Raw genomic sequence first — 18,229 nt, forward strand, 5'->3', positions numbered from 1 at the left:
TATCTTATGAAAAGATAATGAAAAATTTGGTTAAGCGAGCAAAAAGAGAAGTATTTTCTTTTTCGAGCATGAAAATTTTATGTAAAACCGAGCGTTTTTTATTGTATCCCCGCATTATAGCCGCCCCTTATCAAGGGACTCTAAATTTGCCGAGGTGCATCTTATCTTACGTTGAGACATACAAAAAATCCGCAGAATCAAAAAGAAACTGCGGATGAAATTGGATGATTGGCTTTTACGCCACACTGCTTTTATTTCACGGGAATGTCCTCGAGTGTTTTCTTCAGCAGGGTCCAGAACGGATCTACCGTCGGGATGTATGCGCGCTCGATGGTGGTGTGGGGCGACTTCATCGTCGGTCCGAGCGACACCACGTCGAGGTGCGGATATTTGCCGAGAATGATAGAGCATTCGAGTCCTGCGTGGTCAACCTGTATGATGCCGTCCTCGTTGAACAGTTCTTTGTATTCTTTCAACAGCAGGTGGAGCAGTTCCGAGTCGGGGTTGGGGTCCCAACCGCAGTAGCTGCCGCTGGTCTCGATTTTCATTCCTGCCATGGAGAAGCAGCTTTCGAGGGTCTTTGTGATGTATTCTTTCATGTCCTCGCGTGCCGAGCGTGCCAGAATCTTGATGCCCACTTTTCCGCCTTCGATGTTGATAATGGCGAGGTTGGACGATGTCTCAACCACTGCGGGGTATGCGGGAATCATGCGGAGCACGCCGTTGTGGCAGCCGTAGATGGCGTTGATGAGGTTGTCCTGGATTTCTACGGGCACCTGCATGGCTGGTGTGGGCACCTCTTCGGCATAGAATTCGATGCCGCTCTCGATGCCTTTGAACTGGTCGGTGAATTCTTCCTTGAACGACTCGATGAGTTCTTTCACAGCCTGCACGTTCTCTTTCGGCATGGTGAGCACGGTCTCAGCCTTGAACGGGATGGCATTGCGCATGTTGCCGCCTTGCCAGGTTGCCAGACGTGCCTCGCATTCGGCGATAGCTTCGCGGACGAAGCGCACCATCAGTTTGTTGGCATTGCCGCGTCCTTCGTTGATTTCCAGTCCTGAGTGTCCGCCTTTAAGTCCCTTGAGGGTCACTTTCAGTGCAGCGTCTTCCTTGTCGGTTTCCACCTCTTTGTAGTCGAGTGTGGCGGTGATGTCGATGCCGCCGGCGCTACCGATGACGAATTTTCCCCATGTCTCGGAGTCGAGATTGAGCAGGATGTCGCCGTTCAGGATGCCGCCTTTCAGTGCGTTGGCGCCGAACATGCCGGTTTCCTCGTCGGCAGTGATGAGCGCTTCGATGGGTCCGTGCTTGAGGTTTTTGTCTTCGAGCACTGCCATGATGGCTGCCACGCCCAGTCCGTTGTCGGCTCCCAGCGTTGTGTCTTTAGCCTTCACCCAGTCGCCGTCTATCCATATCTGGATGGGGTCGGTCTCGAAGTTGTGCGTGCTTTCGGGAGTCTTTTGCGGCACCATGTCCATGTGTGCCTGCAGGATGACACCTTTGCGGTTTTCCATTCCCGGTGTGGCGGGCTTGCGCATGATGATGTTCTCGGCATCATCCTTGAAGGCTTCCACGCCGATGCGCTGTGCAAAGTCGAGTAAGAACTGCTGGATTTTCTCCAGATGTCCGCTTGGGCGCGGAACTTGTGTCAGTGCATCGAAGTTTCTCCAGATGCATTCCGGTTTCAGATTTTTAATTTCACTCATAGTCTTTAAGTTGTTTGATTAGTATTTAAAGGTTGTATTTTCTCTATGAACATCATCCTTATCCATGCGTAGATGCCGAGCAGGGCGACGAGCAGCGTCTGCACCGTGTGCACGATGAGCACGAAATAGAGCGCCTGTTCGTCGGCTACGCCATAGAGGATGAGCATCGATTTCACGGCGAAGTGCCACGGACCCGCACCGTTCGGGGTGGGAACGATGACGGCGATGCTGCCCACGACAAAGGTGACGAGGGCGCACGACAGCCCCAGATGGGCGGTGAAGTCGAAGCAGAAGAACGTCAGGTAGTAGTGCACGAAGTACGAAGCCCATATCGCGAACGTCAGAGCGATGAACAGCCACGGGCGCCGCATGTCTTTCAGCGAGATGATACCCTGCCAGATTCCGCAGAGCGACTTCTTTACATTATTATATATATAAGGCGCGTTCTTACTCCGCCCCTCGCGCTTGTCGCTTTCTTCCAGACTCATCTTCCTGACCAGCCACCACAGAAACACCACAGCCACGATGCCGCACAGGGCGGTGACAATCCATCCGGCGGTGGAGAACTTGGCGAAGAAACCGCTGATGCTGGTGCCTGTCTTCGAGAAAAAATCGGCAAAGACGGGCAGCTGGATGAGCAGCGTCAGCCCCACCATGCAGAGCATGAGCAGCGTGTCGATGGCTCGCTCGGTCACCACCGTGCCCAGCGCTTTCGGGAACGACACGCCGTCCTTGCGCTTGAGCACACCGCAACGCACAAACTCGCCGATGCGGGGCACGACTAGGCTGGTGGCATACGACAGGAATACGGCGTTCACGCGCGTGGAAGTCCGGGAATGTTCGCCCAGCGGTTCGAGCGTCTGTCGCCAACGGATGCCACGGAACATCTGCGCCAGAATGCCGAAAGGCAGCGAGAGCAGCATCCACGTCCAGTCCATCTCGTGTAGCATCACGTCGCCCACGTGCCGGAAGTCGAAGTCCCGGTACATCCAGTAGAGTATGGCGCCGCCAAACAACAACGGGAGAACTATCTTGAGAATTTTTCCTGCCACCAGTAAAACAAGTTTTTACCTTTGCAAAGTTAGTGCAAATTGGTTGAAAAGCAAAATTATTTCTTTAATAAATCGATTAAGCGCATATTTATCAAGTCACATACAGGTATAAATACACTCATAGATGTATGCAGATAGCCGAACCGTTTCCCTTTGCTAAGTCGAAAGTTCAACTTTCAGACAATGATAATGGAACGAAAACATTATAAACGGAGAACTTTCATTCGATATGTTGCGTAATCAATTCTTTATCTAACAACATAATTTATCTTTATTATCATTTTTCCTCTTAACTTCTTGAGATATTACAGTTTCTCTACAAACTTATCAGCCGTTGTATAGGATTTTCATATTGTATCTTACGTTCTTCTTCAACACATTTATAAATGATGCCATCTATCACATGTAATTAAGTGGATTACGCACTCCCTCACATCTTTGGACACAACCATTGATCACTTTTAACAAATACTGGAAAGCCAACATTCGGATTCCTGTTGTATTTTCCGATTCTCTTTCGGTAAGCAACTTCAACATATTAAGAGTATCACGATCATCTTTGAACCTTTCTGTAAAATCACTCCTAAGGTCATAGCTAAGCATAAAATGCTGAGAAAGGAAGCGTGCAAACATCCTGATGTTACAATTCTTCAGCTCTTTTATCTTTTCCATAAGGGCAATGGCATCCTGATCTCTCAATATTGGCGTCAAACTATATGGAGAATGATTGTCTGGAGTCGCTTCTTGATCTAATTGTATTAGATGTTGGACATTTTCATTATTCAAGTTGTTAAGCGTTTCTTGCATTTTGTTTGGTAGTTTTTTCTCATAGGCTTTGAATACCTCGTTGAAAAAGGTGGTCATCTCTTTATGAATACGATATTCGTCATTTCGGCTCTCAACGGTATTCATTCCCTGCCAGAATGCATTCCTGCAGCGATATAGCATTTCTGCATCATGAACATCTTTGTCGAAAATAAGATTTAAGGTCTCCTTTGCCTTTTCTATAACAGAATCTTTTACTATATATAGTTTTTCTTTTTCAAAAAGAGAGAAAAAAGCCAAGGCCTTTCCTATTTGATGAAATTGGTGAAACTCTCCGTTAAGTATATTTTCTGACAATTCATTGCAGTCATGAACAAAGACATCATCTTCCATATCACGAAAACCTTCCAAACGGGTTAATACCCCTACCATTTTCTGACTTTCTGCGAGTAAGTCATCAATGTAGGTTTTCATGGAAATACCATGCTCTATATGAGCCACGATATGAACAATATGACTATTATTTAGAACATTTATTCCATCCAGCTTTTCTGCATCATATCGGGAGAACAATTCGGAAATATCCTTTTTCTCAGGGGAATCCTCTTTTGCATAAAGGAATGCCCACTTTCCACTATTCCATGACTTCAAAACTTTTTTATTTTGACCTTTATATTCACAATAGATAGCTATAAAACTACCAAGAAGAGCTTTCATCACGCTTTTATCCTTCTTGAGGAGGTTCGTATCTGCTTCGTTATATTGCAACTTTAAATCATAAAGGCATTGACGTAAGATACGAAGGTTGTTGCATTGGCTAGCTATAAATACTTTTTTAATGAAGTCTTTCTGGCTACTGATCCAATTTACTCGTGGTAGTTCATCTACGAAATGAGCAATGGCTCCGTCAATGTTAGGTTCAACCTCGAACTCTTTACCTACTGTCTTTTCCTTAAAATCATCAAGTATCTTTTTATCTTTAGAATCTGTTATTTTACCCTCATCTCCCACAATCATCACATGGCAGCCACAATATTCTACAAAATAATTGATATAACCGAGTAATTGTTTCATAGGAATATGAGAACGTTCCAAATCATCAAAAACAAGTAATTTCAGCGAATTGGGTTTAATAGTATCATCTCTTGAAGCCAAAAAAGATAAAGAATCAAGCGAAGTGGTTAATGTCGCGTCATTTTTACCATCGCTATTAAAGTCCAAATCTGTACGCAACGCAACTTTCCCTGCTATTTTCAGTATGTTAGCTCCAATCTTTGCAGCCTTTGAATAAAGAAACGGATGTATTTGACGGTCAATGGCTTTTGTTATCTGCTCTGTACTCGTCATTCCATATAAAGTCACACGTATAGGCTCAAGAACCACATCATCCTTCTTTACTGGATTCTTGAATGTATCCTCTATCCATTGATTAACAAGATATGTTTTTCCACATCCCCACTTTCCCTTTAGCATTAGGGCATAGCAGGGATTAGGATTCTCTATGTATGAAGTCAACGCTTTTACAATATAACTGTTTGGCATAACGATGTCTTTTATTGTTTCATCACACTATTCTATGTACTGGTAACGTTAGCTTTGAAGAATTGAATAAACAAATCGTAGGGCTTGATTTTTCTTCCATAAACTGATACCCTTCATATCCTTTCTCCTCTAGCTGACGTTTAAATGGTATACCATTCCCAAAATCTGTTAATAGTTGTCCTGTATATCCTACATGTTCTTTAAAGAATTTATCTATTTTATCTGCCTTATTAAGAATCTTTGAACAGACCTTTATATCATTCGTTTTCCTGTTGTCCATAATATATTGATGATAACCTCTGATGTTATTAAAAGAATGCTTTTTGTTTGGATGAAGGAAAAAATCAGATGTAAGAACATCTATTCCTTCATCATAAAGTATATTCAACATCTGTACGGGTCTAGCACAATCTGTAAAATCAAGAATACTAATATCTTCAATAGTCTGACAACAAGTAAGAGTGCTATTCTGAAAGTTCTGACCATGCTTTGCCGCTTTTTTTATTGCTTCAGTCAAAACTTTATAGGCTGTTTCTTCATTACGATAAAAAAAGAATGCGCCTATTTGATTTTTATCCCCATATTCTTCGCTATGATATTCTGGACTATGGTATTCAGTAGACCATTCTTTCGGAATATCATTGCCCAAGCAATATCTATATAGGTTTGTTCTTATTGATAGTTTCATATATCCTTTTCTTACTTGTCTTTTTGCTGATTCAAAAATCATTTCCTTTCTTTACGAATATCACTCCTGTCCCTCAGTCTCAGTACGAAGAGGAAATTCTTTACCAAATGCTTCCACCTCCTCTGCTACTACTTTCTTTAATTCTTCCTGCGGAACAATCAGTTGATAATCTGCTACGCCAATGGGCTTGCCCATATCTTCCAATGCAAGCTCGACTTCTACACGATCTTTCTCAGCACATAGTATGATGCCAATAGAACGTTTCTCGTCTTCCCTACGTTCCAAGCGGTCAAGTAATGACAGGTAGTAGTTCATCTTGCCTGCATATTCTGGTCTAAATTCACCAATCTTCAAATCAATGGCAACAAGGCAGTGTAGTCCACGATGGAAGAAAAGCATGTCAACTTTGCTTCGCTTTCCGTTGTATTCAAGTACGTGTTGGTTACCAATATAAGTGAATCCTTTGCCAAGTTCCAAAAGGAATTGCTTTACCTTCTCTACCAATCGGGCTTCAAGCTCTGATTCCAGGATGGGGTCTTTAACCCCAAGGAATCCCAAATTATAACCGCTTCTGAACACCTCATTGGCAAACATCGCCTGTGTGGCAGGTAGTGTCTCCTCGAAGTTGTTATCCGATGGTTCATTCTTCCTTTTGTGCATTTGCATAGAAATGGCACTAGATAGAAGCTCACGATTCCAACCTTTTGACGCAGTTTCTTGCGCGTAATATAATATGGTATTATCATCCTCGCCGAACTTGCGCATCAAGGTCAAAGTATGTCCCCATGGTAAAACTGCGATAGCCTGTCGCAGTTTTGGCTCGCTTTCACAGAAACGTTCATAAAATTTCTTCATGTCCCACAGGTTCCTTGGAGAAACACCCATCTGTGGATAACGTTGTTTCAAATCATAGGACAGGCGGTTGACTACACCACTACCATGTTTGCTTTCAAGCTTCTTATCGTGAAGCAATTTCCCTATTTCCCAATGGGCGCTACCGATGGCAGAGCATACTGATGTTGCCACCATAGCTCTTGTTCTGTCAATAACTGCGACAGCCTGTCGCAGAATTGTATCATACTCTGATTCTTGGATTTGTATAAGATCTGTCATGAGTTAATCTTTACCAGTTATAAGTTCTCGTTTGTCAATGTCAAGCAGAACTGCAATTTTGTCTAACGTGTACAAGTCAGGTTGTGACACATTGGTGCACCATTTGCTGACTGTAGCCGGATTTTTTCCAAGTTCCTCTGCAAGCCACTTCGCCGTCCTTTTTTTTTCGACGAGTACAACTTTGATGCGATTCAAATCTTTCATTTACAAATATCTTTAATTTGAACGCAAAGATACACAAAATAATCGACAATAAAAGAACTTTCACTCAAAAAATATCATTTATGAATGTGTTTTTTGAGATTATTAAGAGTTTTTGTGCCTTGCAGGCAATAAAAGAGCGTATATAGCCAGAGTTATTCCTTGCAAGAATAACTTCTGCACAAAATTTGCACACCACCTCCATTTCTGTGGTTTGCAAAAGTTAAATACGTTAAATCTTCATCATTTTCGACCCCTGTAGAATCTGCGTCATCACTTTTCTGTCATTTAGCCTGTAAAATATTGACACAGAGCGACTTGTAAATACTATGGTTGCAGCAGTCTGACAGAAATCAATGTAGATGAGAATAATACAGCCTATTCTTCTATAGATGGCGTATTGTTTAATAAATCACAAACAGAACTGATTCGATATCTAAGGAGGAAACAAGGAACATATACCATCCCCAACTCCGTGACGAGCATTGGTCTTGGTGCGTTCTACGGTTGCCGCGGTCTAACCTCCGTCACTATTCCCAACTCCGTGACGAGCATTGGTCTTGGTGCGTTCCAAGAATGCACTGGTCTGACCTCCGTAACCATCCCCAACTCCGTGACGAGCATTGGAGAGGTTGCATTCTATAATTGCAGCGGTCTGACGGATATTTATTGCCATATAGAAGAACCATTAACGATAACAACTAATGTATTTAGTTATGTTCCTACAAACACCTGTATGCTTCATGTGCCTATCGGAAGCAAGGTGAAATACCAAGCAGCGGATATATGGAAGGATTTCCTGAACATCGTTGAAGACTTGCCGACGGGCATCGTCTCAATTGATAATTCACAATCGACAATTGATAATGACGTTTGGTTTACGCTCAACGGCGTGCGACTCAACGGCAAACCGACAATCCCGGGCATCTACATCGTTAACGGAAAACGAGTCGTGATCAAGTGAAGAAGATAATGACTTGATTTGTCCGCTGGTAATATCCCAATTATCAGCGGACATTTTTTTTATGTGTAGCGATATTCTTGCGAAATTGGCGGATTTGATATATCTTTGTGGGCGAAAAGTAAGTGACGGATATGAAAAGAGTTCGACCGAAGAAACATCTCGGGCAGCATTTCCTGACCGATTTGGACGTGGCACGCCGCATTGCCGACACGGTGGATGCGTGTCCCGCCATCCCCGTCCTGGAGGTGGGACCGGGCATGGGCGTGCTGACGCAGTATCTGGTGGCGAAGGAGCGCGACCTGAAGGTGGTGGAGATAGACCGCGAGTCGGTGGCTTATCTGAATGAGCATTTTCCCCGTCTGCGGGAGAATATCGTCGGTGCCGACTTCCTCCGCATGGACCTGGGCGAGGTGTTCGGCGGAAGGGCGTTTGTGCTGACGGGCAATTACCCTTACGACATCTCGTCGCAGATATTTTTCAAGATGCTCGACAACAAGGACTTGATTCCCTGTTGCACGGGGATGATTCAGCACGAGGTGGCGCTGCGCATGGCTTCGCAGCCGGGGACGAAGGCTTACGGCATTCTGTCGGTGCTGATACAGGCGTGGTACAACGTGGAATATCTGTTCACGGTCGATGAATCGGTGTTCAATCCGCCACCTAAGGTGAAGAGTGCTGTCATCCGCATGATGCGCAACGGGGTGACGGAGCTTGGCTGCGACGAGCGCCTGTTCCGCCGTGTGGTGAAGACAGCATTCAACCAACGTCGCAAGATGCTGCGCGTGTCGCTCCGTCCGCTCTTCAGTGAGCGCAAGCCGGCGGATACGTTCTTTGCGCAGGAGGTGATGACGCGGCGCCCGGAACAGCTGACGGTGGCAGAGTTTGTGGAGTTGACGAACCTTGTTGCTGCCGAACTCTGACCGGATGCAGGGCGTTCAAACGGACAGATGACAAACAAAAGCGGCTCCGACAACCATGTCAGAGCCGCTTTTTCTTGTATTCGCCTTGCGCTATTTGTTCAACACCTTCACGCTCTTGCCACCCATCTTCACAATGTAGATGCCCCGCGGCAGCCCGCTGAGGTCGGCATCGCCACTCTTTACGTGGACGCCCGTCGCAGTATAGACCTCTACCGGGGCGTTGACCTGTACGGCGTCCAGCTCGCGAATGCCTGTGGACGTCTTGCCGAAAGTGATCTTCCGGAGTGTGGATAGTGCATAAGTCTTCACGGTGGTTGAGCCGTTGAGCACGGTCAGATTCCCATTGTTGAACTTGATTGCCGTGAACGTGCTCAGGTCAATCGACTCGGTCGTCGCGGCAGCATCGCTTTTTTGCAGGTTCATGTAGTTATAGTCGTCTGCAAAACCTGCTGAACTGACCGTCAGCAGCGCAATGGTCATTATCGTGCGGATGATGTTTTTTATCATGTTCTTAGTCTTTCTATTGTCCTGCAAAGGTAATAAAAAAACTGATATGTCGCCATAAAATCGGCTTTTTTCTTAGCGGGGAGTGCGGATTGTCATACTTTTTTGCAAAGTTTTGCACTCGGTTCGCCAGATTTTGTTTATCTTTGCAGGAAGTGAGAACGTGACTTTTTCTGAATAAAACTTACGAAGAAAATATTGATAAGGATGGATAAGGAGAAGATTTATCAGGAGTTGCTTCCGCAGGTGGAAGCGCTGATGGCAGGAGAGACCGACGAGGTGGGTGTGCAGGCGAATATTGCTGCCGTATTAAAGGAACGTTTGGGGTATTTCTGGATAGGTTTCTATACCCATCGCGACGGCGACAAGTTGCGGCTCGGACCGTTTCAGGGCAGTGTGGCTTGCTATACCATTCCTTATGGAAAAGGCGTTTGTGGTGCGGCATGGGCACAAGGTGAAACCATCGTTGTTCCTGATGTGGAGGCGTTCCCAGGACATATCGCCTGTTCGTCGCTCAGCCGATCGGAGATTGTTGTCCCGGTGTTCGACGGACAGGGAAACTTCCGGTGTGTATTGGATATCGACAGCGATGAACTGAATGCGTTCGATGAGACCGACAAAAAATATCTGGAACAGTTGGCGCGCCTGATGACAGAAAATCTCTATGCGAAGGGATAAATGAAACTTTTTTGAAGATTTTTTGTACAATCCAAATGAAAACACTATTTTTGTAGAAGAAACTAATTTGAAAAGATATGATAGACGTAAAAGAAACTTTGAACGAGAGTGAAGAGAGAATGCAGATGGCAGCCCTTTTTCTTGAGGAGTCGTTGGCACGCGTGCGTGCCGGTCGCGCCAATGTAGCGATTCTTGACGGCGTGAGGGTGAATAGTTATGGTTCGATGGTGCCGTTGAATCAAGTGGCAAACGTGTCTGTGCCCGATGCCCGTACGATTGCCATTAAGCCATGGGACAAAAAACAAATCAAGGATATAGAGAAAGCCATTATGGATTCGGACGTGGGGATTACGCCCGAGAACAATGGTGAAGTTATCCGCCTGAACATTCCGCAACCCACGGAAGAGCGTCGTAAGGAATTGGTAAAACAGTGCAATAAAATCGGTGAGAAGGCGAAGGTGGAGGTGCGCAATGTGCGTAGCGACATCAAAGACCGACTGAAGAAAGCCATCAAGGACGGACTTAGTGAGGACAATGAAAAAGATGCCGAACTTGAATTGCAGAAGTTGCACGATAAATACATCAAGCAGATAGACGACTTGCTCGAAGATAAGAACAAGGAAATCATGACCGTCTAAAAGAACGATTGAGACATGGCGAGGGGAATTGAGTATTCCTTGCGCCATGTTTTATTTTGTATGAAAGGACTTGTCATAAAAAATACGGGCAGTTGGTATTCTGTCCTTACGGATGACGGTGTTGTAATAGAAAGTAAAATCAAAGGTAATTTCCGTCTGAAGGGTATTCGCAGCACTAATCCCGTGGCTGTGGGCGATAGGGTGTGTATTGTGAAGAATGCAGAAGGAACGGCGTTTATTACTGAAATAGAAGACAGGCGCAATTATATCATCCGAAAGTCATCCAACCTCTCAAAACAAAGTCATATCCTGGCAGCGAACGTGGATCAGGCATTCCTCATCGTGACCATCAACTATCCAGAAACGAGCACCACTTTTATTGACCGTTTTTTGGCTTCGGCAGAGGCTTATCGGATTCCCGTCGTACTGATATTCAACAAAACGGACCTGCTTTCTAAAGAAGAGCGGCATTATCAGCAGATGATGATGGAACTCTATGAGACCATCGGATATCAGTGTGTGGCTATATCGGCTGCTACTGGTGAGGGCACCGAGGAATTGAAAGCGCTCTTGAAAGATAAGGTAACACTTTTCAGCGGTAATAGTGGAGTAGGGAAATCCACTTTGCTGAATCTCCTCATCCCCGATGTGAACCTGCGTACGGCTGAAATTTCCGAAGCACATCATACGGGTATGCATACCACGACGTTCAGTGAGATGTTGCCATTGCCCGATGGCGGGTGGGCGATAGATACACCAGGCATCAAGGGGTTTGGAACATTTGATATCGAACGGGGAGAACTGACGGGCTATTTCCGCGAGATTTTCCATTTCTCAAAAGACTGCCGTTTCAATAATTGCACGCATACACACGAGCCAAATTGTGCGGTTCGGCAAGCGGTGGAGGATCACTATATTGCCGAAAGTCGCTACAATTCCTACCTCTCAATGCTCGACGATAAGGACGAAGGCAAGTATCGGGAGGCGTATTAGTGGTCAAGTATTTGTGTTTAAAAGGAATATAAAAACGAAAGATTAGAACTCTTTTTCCCAAATATTGTACCTGTATTTTTTATATATTGGTGCCATATCACTATCATTTTCATCTTCATCATCAAAGAATGTTCCTTTGCCATCAGATTCTTCAGGTGTTGTGGTTCCAGATACGGCAATGACTAAATCTGCGATGTCCTTTTCTGCTTGAAGATGGATAATTTCAGCATAAGGGGATATGTATGGTCTCTTTTTCATATTTTTCCTATTTTACAATCACTTTTTTACCTCCAATAATATATATACCTGGTTTCAGCATCTCCTTATTCGACAGGCGTCTTCCTTGCAAATCATAAATAATATCATTTGATTGCTCTTTTTCTAATGTAGAGATGCCCGTTACTTGTAGATCTTCCTCTTCTTCAAAAGAGAAAACAATTTCTTTTGCACCATAAATGTAGTCGTTGGGAATACGAAGATAGGCTTTATTCCACGACAGAGTGCCCTCTGCAGAGTAGGACTTGAAGCGTCCGTTGTTGAGTCCGAAGCAGCGATAGGTCTTGTCGCCGTCGCTTTCTGTTGGCCAGACGTGCATATAACATGGTGCTCCTTCAAGTAGATTAGGTTGGTCTAATGTGATTTGTGAACTGCTAAAGCAATCGTTTTCACCCATCTTATATTTAAATTCTGTTCCTGGCTCAGCCATGATGATAACACCAGTATAATCATCGTTTTCATCGCCTGTCCGCGAGGGAATATAGTCAATAGGTGTCATGACCATATAAGTTCCAGAGAACTCATTTCCGTCCAGCTCGGTAATGGTACCTTTTTTTGCTTCTGTAGCAATGTAAGCTTTTACTCCGTTAGCCAATGTTGCATCAGTAAGATCCACATCGAAGTCGCGACATAAAGAAGTTAAACGCTTCGCTGCCGTTGCAGGTATTTCAGATGAAACAGCGGTAATTTTGCTTGGAGCTCCATAACCAATAGTTTTTCCCGCTAAACTGGAATAGGTATCAAGAAGGCTTTCTTTTGTATATAATATTGCAGTAATATCACCGCCATAATATTCCGAGGTAACTCCAGAGCAAGGATAAAGCGACACAGGTTTTAATGCTTCTCTGACTTGTGCTGGTCCCTGATTGCCCATCATGTATATTTCCTTACAATCACTCGGAAATGCTCCAACCATTAATTGTGTATTTGCTGGAACGGTAATTCGTTCCAATGGGTTCATAATGAAAGCGAATGAGTCTATCAGTTCTAATGTGGAGGGAAGAACAATGGACTTTAGCTCATCTCTGACTCCGGAGAAAGCACCGCCACCGATTTCCTTTACATGTGTAGGCACTTTATACTGATAGCGTCGCCCTAATATTTTTTGTTCGGCAGAAAAGAAAATGAGTCGCGTCTTATCTTTATTGAAAATAATTCCCTCTTCATTTCCCTCTCCCATGGTGAAATATTGGCAATTGGGTTGGATGGTAATGTCTGACAATTGGTAGTTGTTGAATAAAACGCTGTTGCCGAAGTGTTCCAATGTGCTGGGCATGTGCAGTTCTTTTAAAGCGTAATTGAATGCAAAGGCAAAACTACCAATATATTTCAGACCTTCAGGAAGCGTAATGCTTGGAACCTTGTTACACCACATAAATGCAAATGAGCCGATAGATTTCAAAGAAGAAGGAAAAGTAATAGATTTAAGAGCAAGGCGGCAATCATAAAATGCTCCTCTGCCAATATGTTCAACTCCTTCTTCAAAAACAATGGAACTCATGCCACACCAATGAAAAGCTCCTTCTTCAATTGTTTTTACACTTCCAGGTATTACTAATGGACCTCCAAGAGCTACCACTTTTCCATCACTGATAATTGTACCAAAACTTGTACTATAAAATGCGTCTTGTCTTATGGTGGCAACATTACTCGGAGTTTCAAAAGTTACTTTGGTAATATTATTGAATCTTCTGTCAATATATCCTCCAGTAAATGCACTACTGCCTATTTCCGTCACAGGATAGACCACATCGTTATATGTGATTGTAGCAGGGATATAAATCTCTGTAATGGAAGTAGATTCACGTCCCGTAAGCGTAGCTGTTCCGTTTGTGTTTAGCGTATATTTTAAGCCGTTGATGGTAGTAGAAGTTTGGGCTTCAAGTAGGCTGGGAATACACACTAAGATGATTAAAAGCAAAAGGGGTTTTAATTCGGTTTTCATAACTCATTGATATTTCCTGAAAAATGACATTGCAAAAATACGTATTTCGTTTATAAAAAGATAAAAATTAATATATTTGGGTTTGTTATTTTATTTTTTTAAGATAATAGTGTGGTAGTTATGTGAATTTTAACATAATTCCTGTAAATATAGAGCCTTGCTGCAGGTTAATTTTGTATTATTATCTTGCTAATCAAGAGGCGGTCTTCCTGTCAAGAAGAAGGTATTTTGCCATGCGTCAAACAGTGTGGTCTTGTAGGATAAAACTCCTGTTCTGACGGCTATTCGATGTGTTTCGTTATCCATTCAACCATGTCTTTCATGACCTTTTCCGAGAAAGTTTCCTCTATTTGCCCGTATTCTGAAGGCAGTCCGGTCGTGCTGTTCTGGAAAAGGTGGTTCAGGTTGGGATAGCTGATGATTTGGAAGTCATCTGTTTTTTGATGTTGAGTGCTGCCGATAGGGCTTTTGCTCATCTTTGAACGGATGGCTTGAAGGTTGATGGCCGCATCTACCTGCAAGTCTTTCTCTCCGTTGAGAATCAGTGTGGGGCAGGCGATGCGGGCAATATCGGCTGCCGGGTCGTAATCCAGGAACCACATATACCATGCGTTTTGCGCCATTTGTTGTCGGATGTTGGGCATCAAGGCGGCGCACTGCTCATAAGTGACGGGTTGTCCCATGTGTTTGGCTAAGTCGTAGTTCTGCTGGATGATGATGCTGTCGCCCCGCACTCCGGGAGCAGCCAGTGTCACGATGAAGTCGGCTTTCTTCTCTCCAGCCAGCATGAAGGCGACGCTTCCGCCTTCGCTGTGCCCGATGATGCCTGCTTTGCCGAACTTTTTGCTGTCGCGGAGGAATCGGAGTGCAGCTTCGGCATCGCTTTTGAACGTCTTTGTAGTGGCGGTCGCCACGTCTCCCGTTGACTTTCCGAATCCCCGGTCGTCATAACGCAGTGTGGCAATGCCGTTTCGTGCAAGGTAATCGGCTATGACGGCGAAAGGCTTGTGCTCAAAAATCTCCTCATCGCGGTTTTGAAGTCCGCTTCCGGAGACCATGACAACCACCGTAGGGCGTTGCTCCTTGGTGTAGCCGACGGGGTAGGTGAGTGTCCCAGAGAGCACTGCGCCGTCGCTCTCGTTGGAGAATGTCACTTCTTCAGTCAGATAAGGAAATGGCGGTTGTGGTGTCTGGGGGCGCTTGACGACGTGCAGTCCCCGTGTCAGAGTGAGCGGAAAGCGCAGTCCCATCTGCTGGAAGATGCCTTTCAGCGTGTCGTTTTGCAACTTGCCTTCATAGCTTGCATAGATGCTCGGAACACGGACGGAGAGGGAATCCTCTGTCTTTGTGAGCAGTTCTGCCGCGATTCCCCTAGCACCTTGGTCCGGACTGTCGAGCGTGCAGCTGTTACCGTCAATATTCAGAACGACGGTCAGGCTGTTTCCGCCAACCTTCAGTTTTCCGTTCCATGTTCCATCAAGCGCTTGTGACGAAACGGTTGTCGTGAGAAGAAGCGCTGAAAGTATAAAAAATATCTTTTTCATTTCCTTAGTCTGTAAGCTTGTATATTGAAAAATATGCACACAACGAATAGTAAAATCAACGCAGCTGTAAACAGATAGGTGCCGACAGGATTGCCGCTTATCCTGATGACGATGCCGATTAGAAGGATGGAGCAGACTACAGCGAGGCAGCGCACCATGCGTATGAGTGGGACATATTGCCGGTTGTTCCTTATTCTGAACGGCGTGCGTATCTGTATCTGAGGATAGTAGGCGGTCGTTAGAAGCAAGATTGCAACCAGAGTGTTTAAGCCTGCCATGATAAAGACAATGGATTTGCTGCCGAATCCGTCGGCTTCTCCTCTCAAGTTGAAGTGGGTCGGAACCGTATCGGGCAACTTATTGTAAAGGGCGATGGCTATAATCCATAGTATGACAGTCAGAATGGCAGTCACAATTTCAAATATGGTACCTTCTTTTGTGCGTTGTATGTGGAGCTTGTCCTCGGTCTTTTCGTTGTTTTCTTGCGTCATGTTTGCGAATCCTTTCTGTCGGTTTTCTCTTTGTTTTTCTTCGGCAGTCGCCCACTCTTACGGAGCGCTTCAGTGATAATCCACTGAAGCTGTCCGTTAGTGGAGCGGAATTCGTCGGCTGCCCATGCCTCAATGGCACTCATGGTATCAGCGTCGATGCGAAGAATGAAACTCTTGTTGTTTTTCATCGGGGCTGTTTTTTTATGTAGTCACCCTCATGACGGTGCTTAATGGTTCAGCGTTCCGGTGTTGACAACCGGCTGTGCAGTATCGTCTCCGCAGAGCACGACGAGCAGGTTGCTCACCATGGCAGCCTTCTTGTCGTCGTCGAGTTCTACAATCTCTTCGTTAGAGAGTTTGTCCAGCGCCATTTTCACCATCGAAACGGCACCTTCGACAATCTTCTCGCGGGCAGTGATGATGGCGCTTGCCTGTTGGCGGCGCAGCATCACGGCGGCAATCTCGGGTGCGTATGCCAGATAGTTGATGCGTGCCTCTACAATCTCGATGCCAGCCATGGCGAGGCGCTCGTCGAGTTTGGCTTCCAACTCTTCGTTGATTTCGTCGCCACCGCTGCGCAACGTGATTTCCTGATGGCTGTTGTCCGTATCGTCATAGGCGTATTGTCCAGCCACCTGTCTGAGGGCGGCGTCGCTCTGAATGCGCACGAAATGCTCGAAGGCACGCATGACGCCCGACACGTTTGTTCCTACGGTGGCAGGGTTGTCGGTCTTTGCGATGGTCTGTGAGTCGATTTCAAACATTGCCCTGTAGGTGTCTTTCAGTTTCCAGACAAGCATCACACCAATCATAATCGGGTTACCCGTCTTGTCATTGACCTTAATGGGGTCGATGTCGAGGTTTCTTGAGCGCAGCGAGAGTTTTTTGGTTGTAAGGAACGGGTTCACCCAGAAGAAGCCCGTGCGCGTAAGAGTTCCTTTGTATTTTCCGAAAAACACCATTACAAGCGTTTCGTTTGGTTCAAGCTTGATGAGGCCTCCCCATAGAAAAAGTGACAGGATGAGAATGATTCCGCCTGGTATGAACAGCAGATTCTCATTGATGATAGACAACACAATCAGTGTGATGCCGCCAAGTGTGAGAATGAGGTTGATGCAAAGCATCAGGAAACCATTGATGGTTAGTCCCTTAAAAGCAAATTCTTTTGTTTCCATATTTTTTTAAATGTTAAATAAGTGATATCATTTTGATACTGCAAAGATATGTGTTTGTTTTGATATGACCAAATTTTTCTGCAATTATTTTATGAGATGTGTGCAACTTTTTTCCGACTCCGTGTGCATTTTTCTATCGTAATCGCCGTGTTTTCGTCGTTTCATCGCAATGTTTTTGCCAACCAAATTCACTGAATTTGCTCATCAATTTCACTGAATTTGGTCACCAATTTCACTGAATTTGTTTTTTGGGCGTTGAACTTTATGCTGAGAAAGGCAACGAAAAACGGCTGCCCGTCCGTAGGAATCAGGCAGCCGTGGGAAATATATAGAGTATAGAAGGTATCAGAAGTTGACTCCGATGTTAGCAAAGAAGGCTCCGTTGCGTGATGTTTCAAAATTGTCGTCGCAGACATTGGCGAGTCCGAAATCGTAGCCCAGTTCCAGATAGAGTAGGTTGAACTGCGCCCCGCATCCGATACGTATTCCGCCGTCGAAGCGTTTGAAGTTGTGGTCGTCGAATGCGTTGAAGGCTTCCCGGTTGCCGAAGTCCTTGATTTTTCCGCCCACTCCGCAGGCTAAATATCCTCCTGCAAAGGGCTGGATGGAGATGTCGCGGTCAACGTAGAAGTTGTATTTCAGCACGAGAGGGGCTTCGATGTAGTTGAGGTTGTAGGTGAACTTGTCGCCCTCGAAATATCCTTTTCCGCCTTTTTCTGCGTAATAGAGTCCCGTCTCGAAATAGAGCGGTGCGCGCGGGGTGAGTTGTACGCCGATGGCAGCACCGACATTCAGTCCGGCTTTCGTGTCGCTGCCGTCCAGATAGCGGTCGTCAGATGTCACTTTCGATGCCATAACGCCCAGTCGCAAACCATAATAGGTGTTGGGAGAGATGTAGTTTCTGCCGTATTGTGGCACTGGTCGCTGGCCATAGTATCGCTGTGCGGAGACAGGGATGGCAGTCATGGTGCACAGGAGCATGGCGGTGAATAGTATTTTCTTCTTCATAATCGTGTGTGTTTAAATGTTTA

General features: G+C 45.2%; 19 protein-coding genes. 5 read left to right on the top strand and 14 right to left on the bottom strand.

The features are described from left to right. Positions 1-251: 251 nt before the first annotated feature. The 6 genes from GRF55_RS02705 to GRF55_RS02730 form a co-directional block, all read right to left on the bottom strand. Positions 252-1,709, bottom strand: a complete 1,458-nt coding sequence (locus GRF55_RS02705) for an aminoacyl-histidine dipeptidase (RefSeq protein WP_220369022.1) — start codon at positions 1,707-1,709, stop codon at positions 252-254. Positions 1,710-1,714: 5 nt separating this feature from the next. After that, a complete protein-coding gene (locus tag GRF55_RS02710) occupies positions 1,715-2,761 on the bottom strand; it encodes a lysylphosphatidylglycerol synthase transmembrane domain-containing protein (RefSeq protein WP_255563822.1) in 1,047 nt (348 codons plus the stop codon). 399 nt (positions 2,762-3,160) lie between these two features. Then, entirely contained in the window at positions 3,161-5,068 is a 1,908-nt protein-coding gene (locus GRF55_RS02715; protein ID WP_220369023.1) for a P-loop NTPase fold protein, read from the bottom strand. Positions 5,069-5,090: 22 nt separating this feature from the next. After that, positions 5,091-5,798: a hypothetical protein gene (locus GRF55_RS02720; protein WP_220369024.1), complete on the bottom strand. Its 708-nt coding sequence runs from the start codon at positions 5,796-5,798 to the stop codon at positions 5,091-5,093. Between the two features lie 18 nt (positions 5,799-5,816). Beyond that, positions 5,817-6,869: a YhcG family protein gene (locus tag GRF55_RS02725; RefSeq protein ID WP_220369025.1), complete on the bottom strand. Its 1,053-nt coding sequence runs from the start codon at positions 6,867-6,869 to the stop codon at positions 5,817-5,819. 3 nt (positions 6,870-6,872) lie between these two features. Further along, the gene (locus tag GRF55_RS02730; RefSeq protein WP_220369026.1) at positions 6,873-7,073 is read right to left on the bottom strand and encodes a helix-turn-helix transcriptional regulator; all 201 of its coding nucleotides are present in this window, start codon (positions 7,071-7,073) and stop codon (positions 6,873-6,875) included. Positions 7,074-7,470: 397 nt separating this feature from the next. On the opposite strand from GRF55_RS02730, the gene GRF55_RS02735 reads away from it, so the two are divergent. Then, complete coding sequence (locus GRF55_RS02735) at positions 7,471-8,034, top strand: leucine-rich repeat domain-containing protein (protein WP_220369027.1); 564 nt, start codon at positions 7,471-7,473, stop codon at positions 8,032-8,034. 131 nt (positions 8,035-8,165) lie between these two features. After that, complete coding sequence (gene rsmA / locus GRF55_RS02740) at positions 8,166-8,954, top strand: 16S rRNA (adenine(1518)-N(6)/adenine(1519)-N(6))-dimethyltransferase RsmA (RefSeq protein WP_220369028.1); 789 nt, start codon at positions 8,166-8,168, stop codon at positions 8,952-8,954. Between the two features lie 90 nt (positions 8,955-9,044). Here the strand turns inward: rsmA and GRF55_RS02745 are convergent, their stop codons facing one another. Then, positions 9,045-9,461 (bottom strand): hypothetical protein, encoded by a 417-nt coding sequence (locus tag GRF55_RS02745; RefSeq protein ID WP_220369029.1) that lies wholly within the window; start codon positions 9,459-9,461, stop codon positions 9,045-9,047. Between the two features lie 204 nt (positions 9,462-9,665). Between GRF55_RS02745 and GRF55_RS02750 the strand changes: the two genes are divergently transcribed. The 3 genes from GRF55_RS02750 to rsgA all read left to right on the top strand — a co-directional run bounded on the left by GRF55_RS02750 (position 9,666) and on the right by rsgA (position 11,767). Beyond that, the gene (locus GRF55_RS02750; RefSeq protein ID WP_220369030.1) at positions 9,666-10,136 is read left to right on the top strand and encodes a GAF domain-containing protein; all 471 of its coding nucleotides are present in this window, start codon (positions 9,666-9,668) and stop codon (positions 10,134-10,136) included. Positions 10,137-10,213: 77 nt separating this feature from the next. Continuing rightward, complete coding sequence (frr, locus tag GRF55_RS02755; RefSeq protein ID WP_220369031.1) at positions 10,214-10,774, top strand: ribosome recycling factor; 561 nt, start codon at positions 10,214-10,216, stop codon at positions 10,772-10,774. Between the two features lie 60 nt (positions 10,775-10,834). Beyond that, the gene (gene rsgA / locus GRF55_RS02760) at positions 10,835-11,767 is read left to right on the top strand and encodes a ribosome small subunit-dependent GTPase A (protein ID WP_220369032.1); all 933 of its coding nucleotides are present in this window, start codon (positions 10,835-10,837) and stop codon (positions 11,765-11,767) included. A gap of 42 nt (positions 11,768-11,809) precedes the next feature. Here rsgA and GRF55_RS02765 read toward each other — a convergent pair whose 3' ends face one another. From GRF55_RS02765 to GRF55_RS02795, 7 genes are all read right to left on the bottom strand, one after another. Continuing rightward, on the bottom strand, positions 11,810-12,025 hold the full coding sequence (locus GRF55_RS02765; RefSeq protein ID WP_220369033.1) for a hypothetical protein: 216 nt from the start codon (positions 12,023-12,025) through the stop codon (positions 11,810-11,812). Positions 12,026-12,032: 7 nt separating this feature from the next. Then, on the bottom strand, positions 12,033-13,988 hold the full coding sequence (locus GRF55_RS02770) for a leucine-rich repeat domain-containing protein (RefSeq protein WP_220369034.1): 1,956 nt from the start codon (positions 13,986-13,988) through the stop codon (positions 12,033-12,035). A 281-nt stretch (positions 13,989-14,269) separates the two neighbouring features. After that, positions 14,270-15,532 carry a S9 family peptidase gene (locus GRF55_RS02775; RefSeq protein ID WP_220369035.1) on the bottom strand — a complete coding sequence of 421 codons (1,263 nt, stop codon included), beginning with the start codon at positions 15,530-15,532 and terminating at the stop codon, positions 14,270-14,272. Next, complete coding sequence (locus GRF55_RS02780) at positions 15,529-16,023, bottom strand: DUF1648 domain-containing protein (RefSeq protein ID WP_220369036.1); 495 nt, start codon at positions 16,021-16,023, stop codon at positions 15,529-15,531. The genes GRF55_RS02775 and GRF55_RS02780 overlap by 4 nt, the downstream gene beginning before the upstream one ends. Beyond that, positions 16,020-16,211 (bottom strand): hypothetical protein, encoded by a 192-nt coding sequence (locus GRF55_RS02785; RefSeq protein WP_220369037.1) that lies wholly within the window; start codon positions 16,209-16,211, stop codon positions 16,020-16,022. Before GRF55_RS02785 ends, GRF55_RS02780 begins: the two co-directional genes overlap by 4 nt. 39 nt (positions 16,212-16,250) lie before the next feature. Then, on the bottom strand, positions 16,251-17,198 hold the full coding sequence (locus GRF55_RS02790) for an SPFH domain-containing protein (protein WP_220369038.1): 948 nt from the start codon (positions 17,196-17,198) through the stop codon (positions 16,251-16,253). 345 nt (positions 17,199-17,543) lie between these two features. Further along, on the bottom strand, positions 17,544-18,206 hold the full coding sequence (locus tag GRF55_RS02795) for a porin family protein (RefSeq protein ID WP_220369039.1): 663 nt from the start codon (positions 18,204-18,206) through the stop codon (positions 17,544-17,546). Positions 18,207-18,229: the final 23 nt, after the last annotated feature.

The sequence above is a fragment of the Prevotella sp. Rep29 genome, assembly GCF_019551475.1.
Lineage (GTDB): Bacteria > Bacteroidota > Bacteroidia > Bacteroidales > Bacteroidaceae > Prevotella.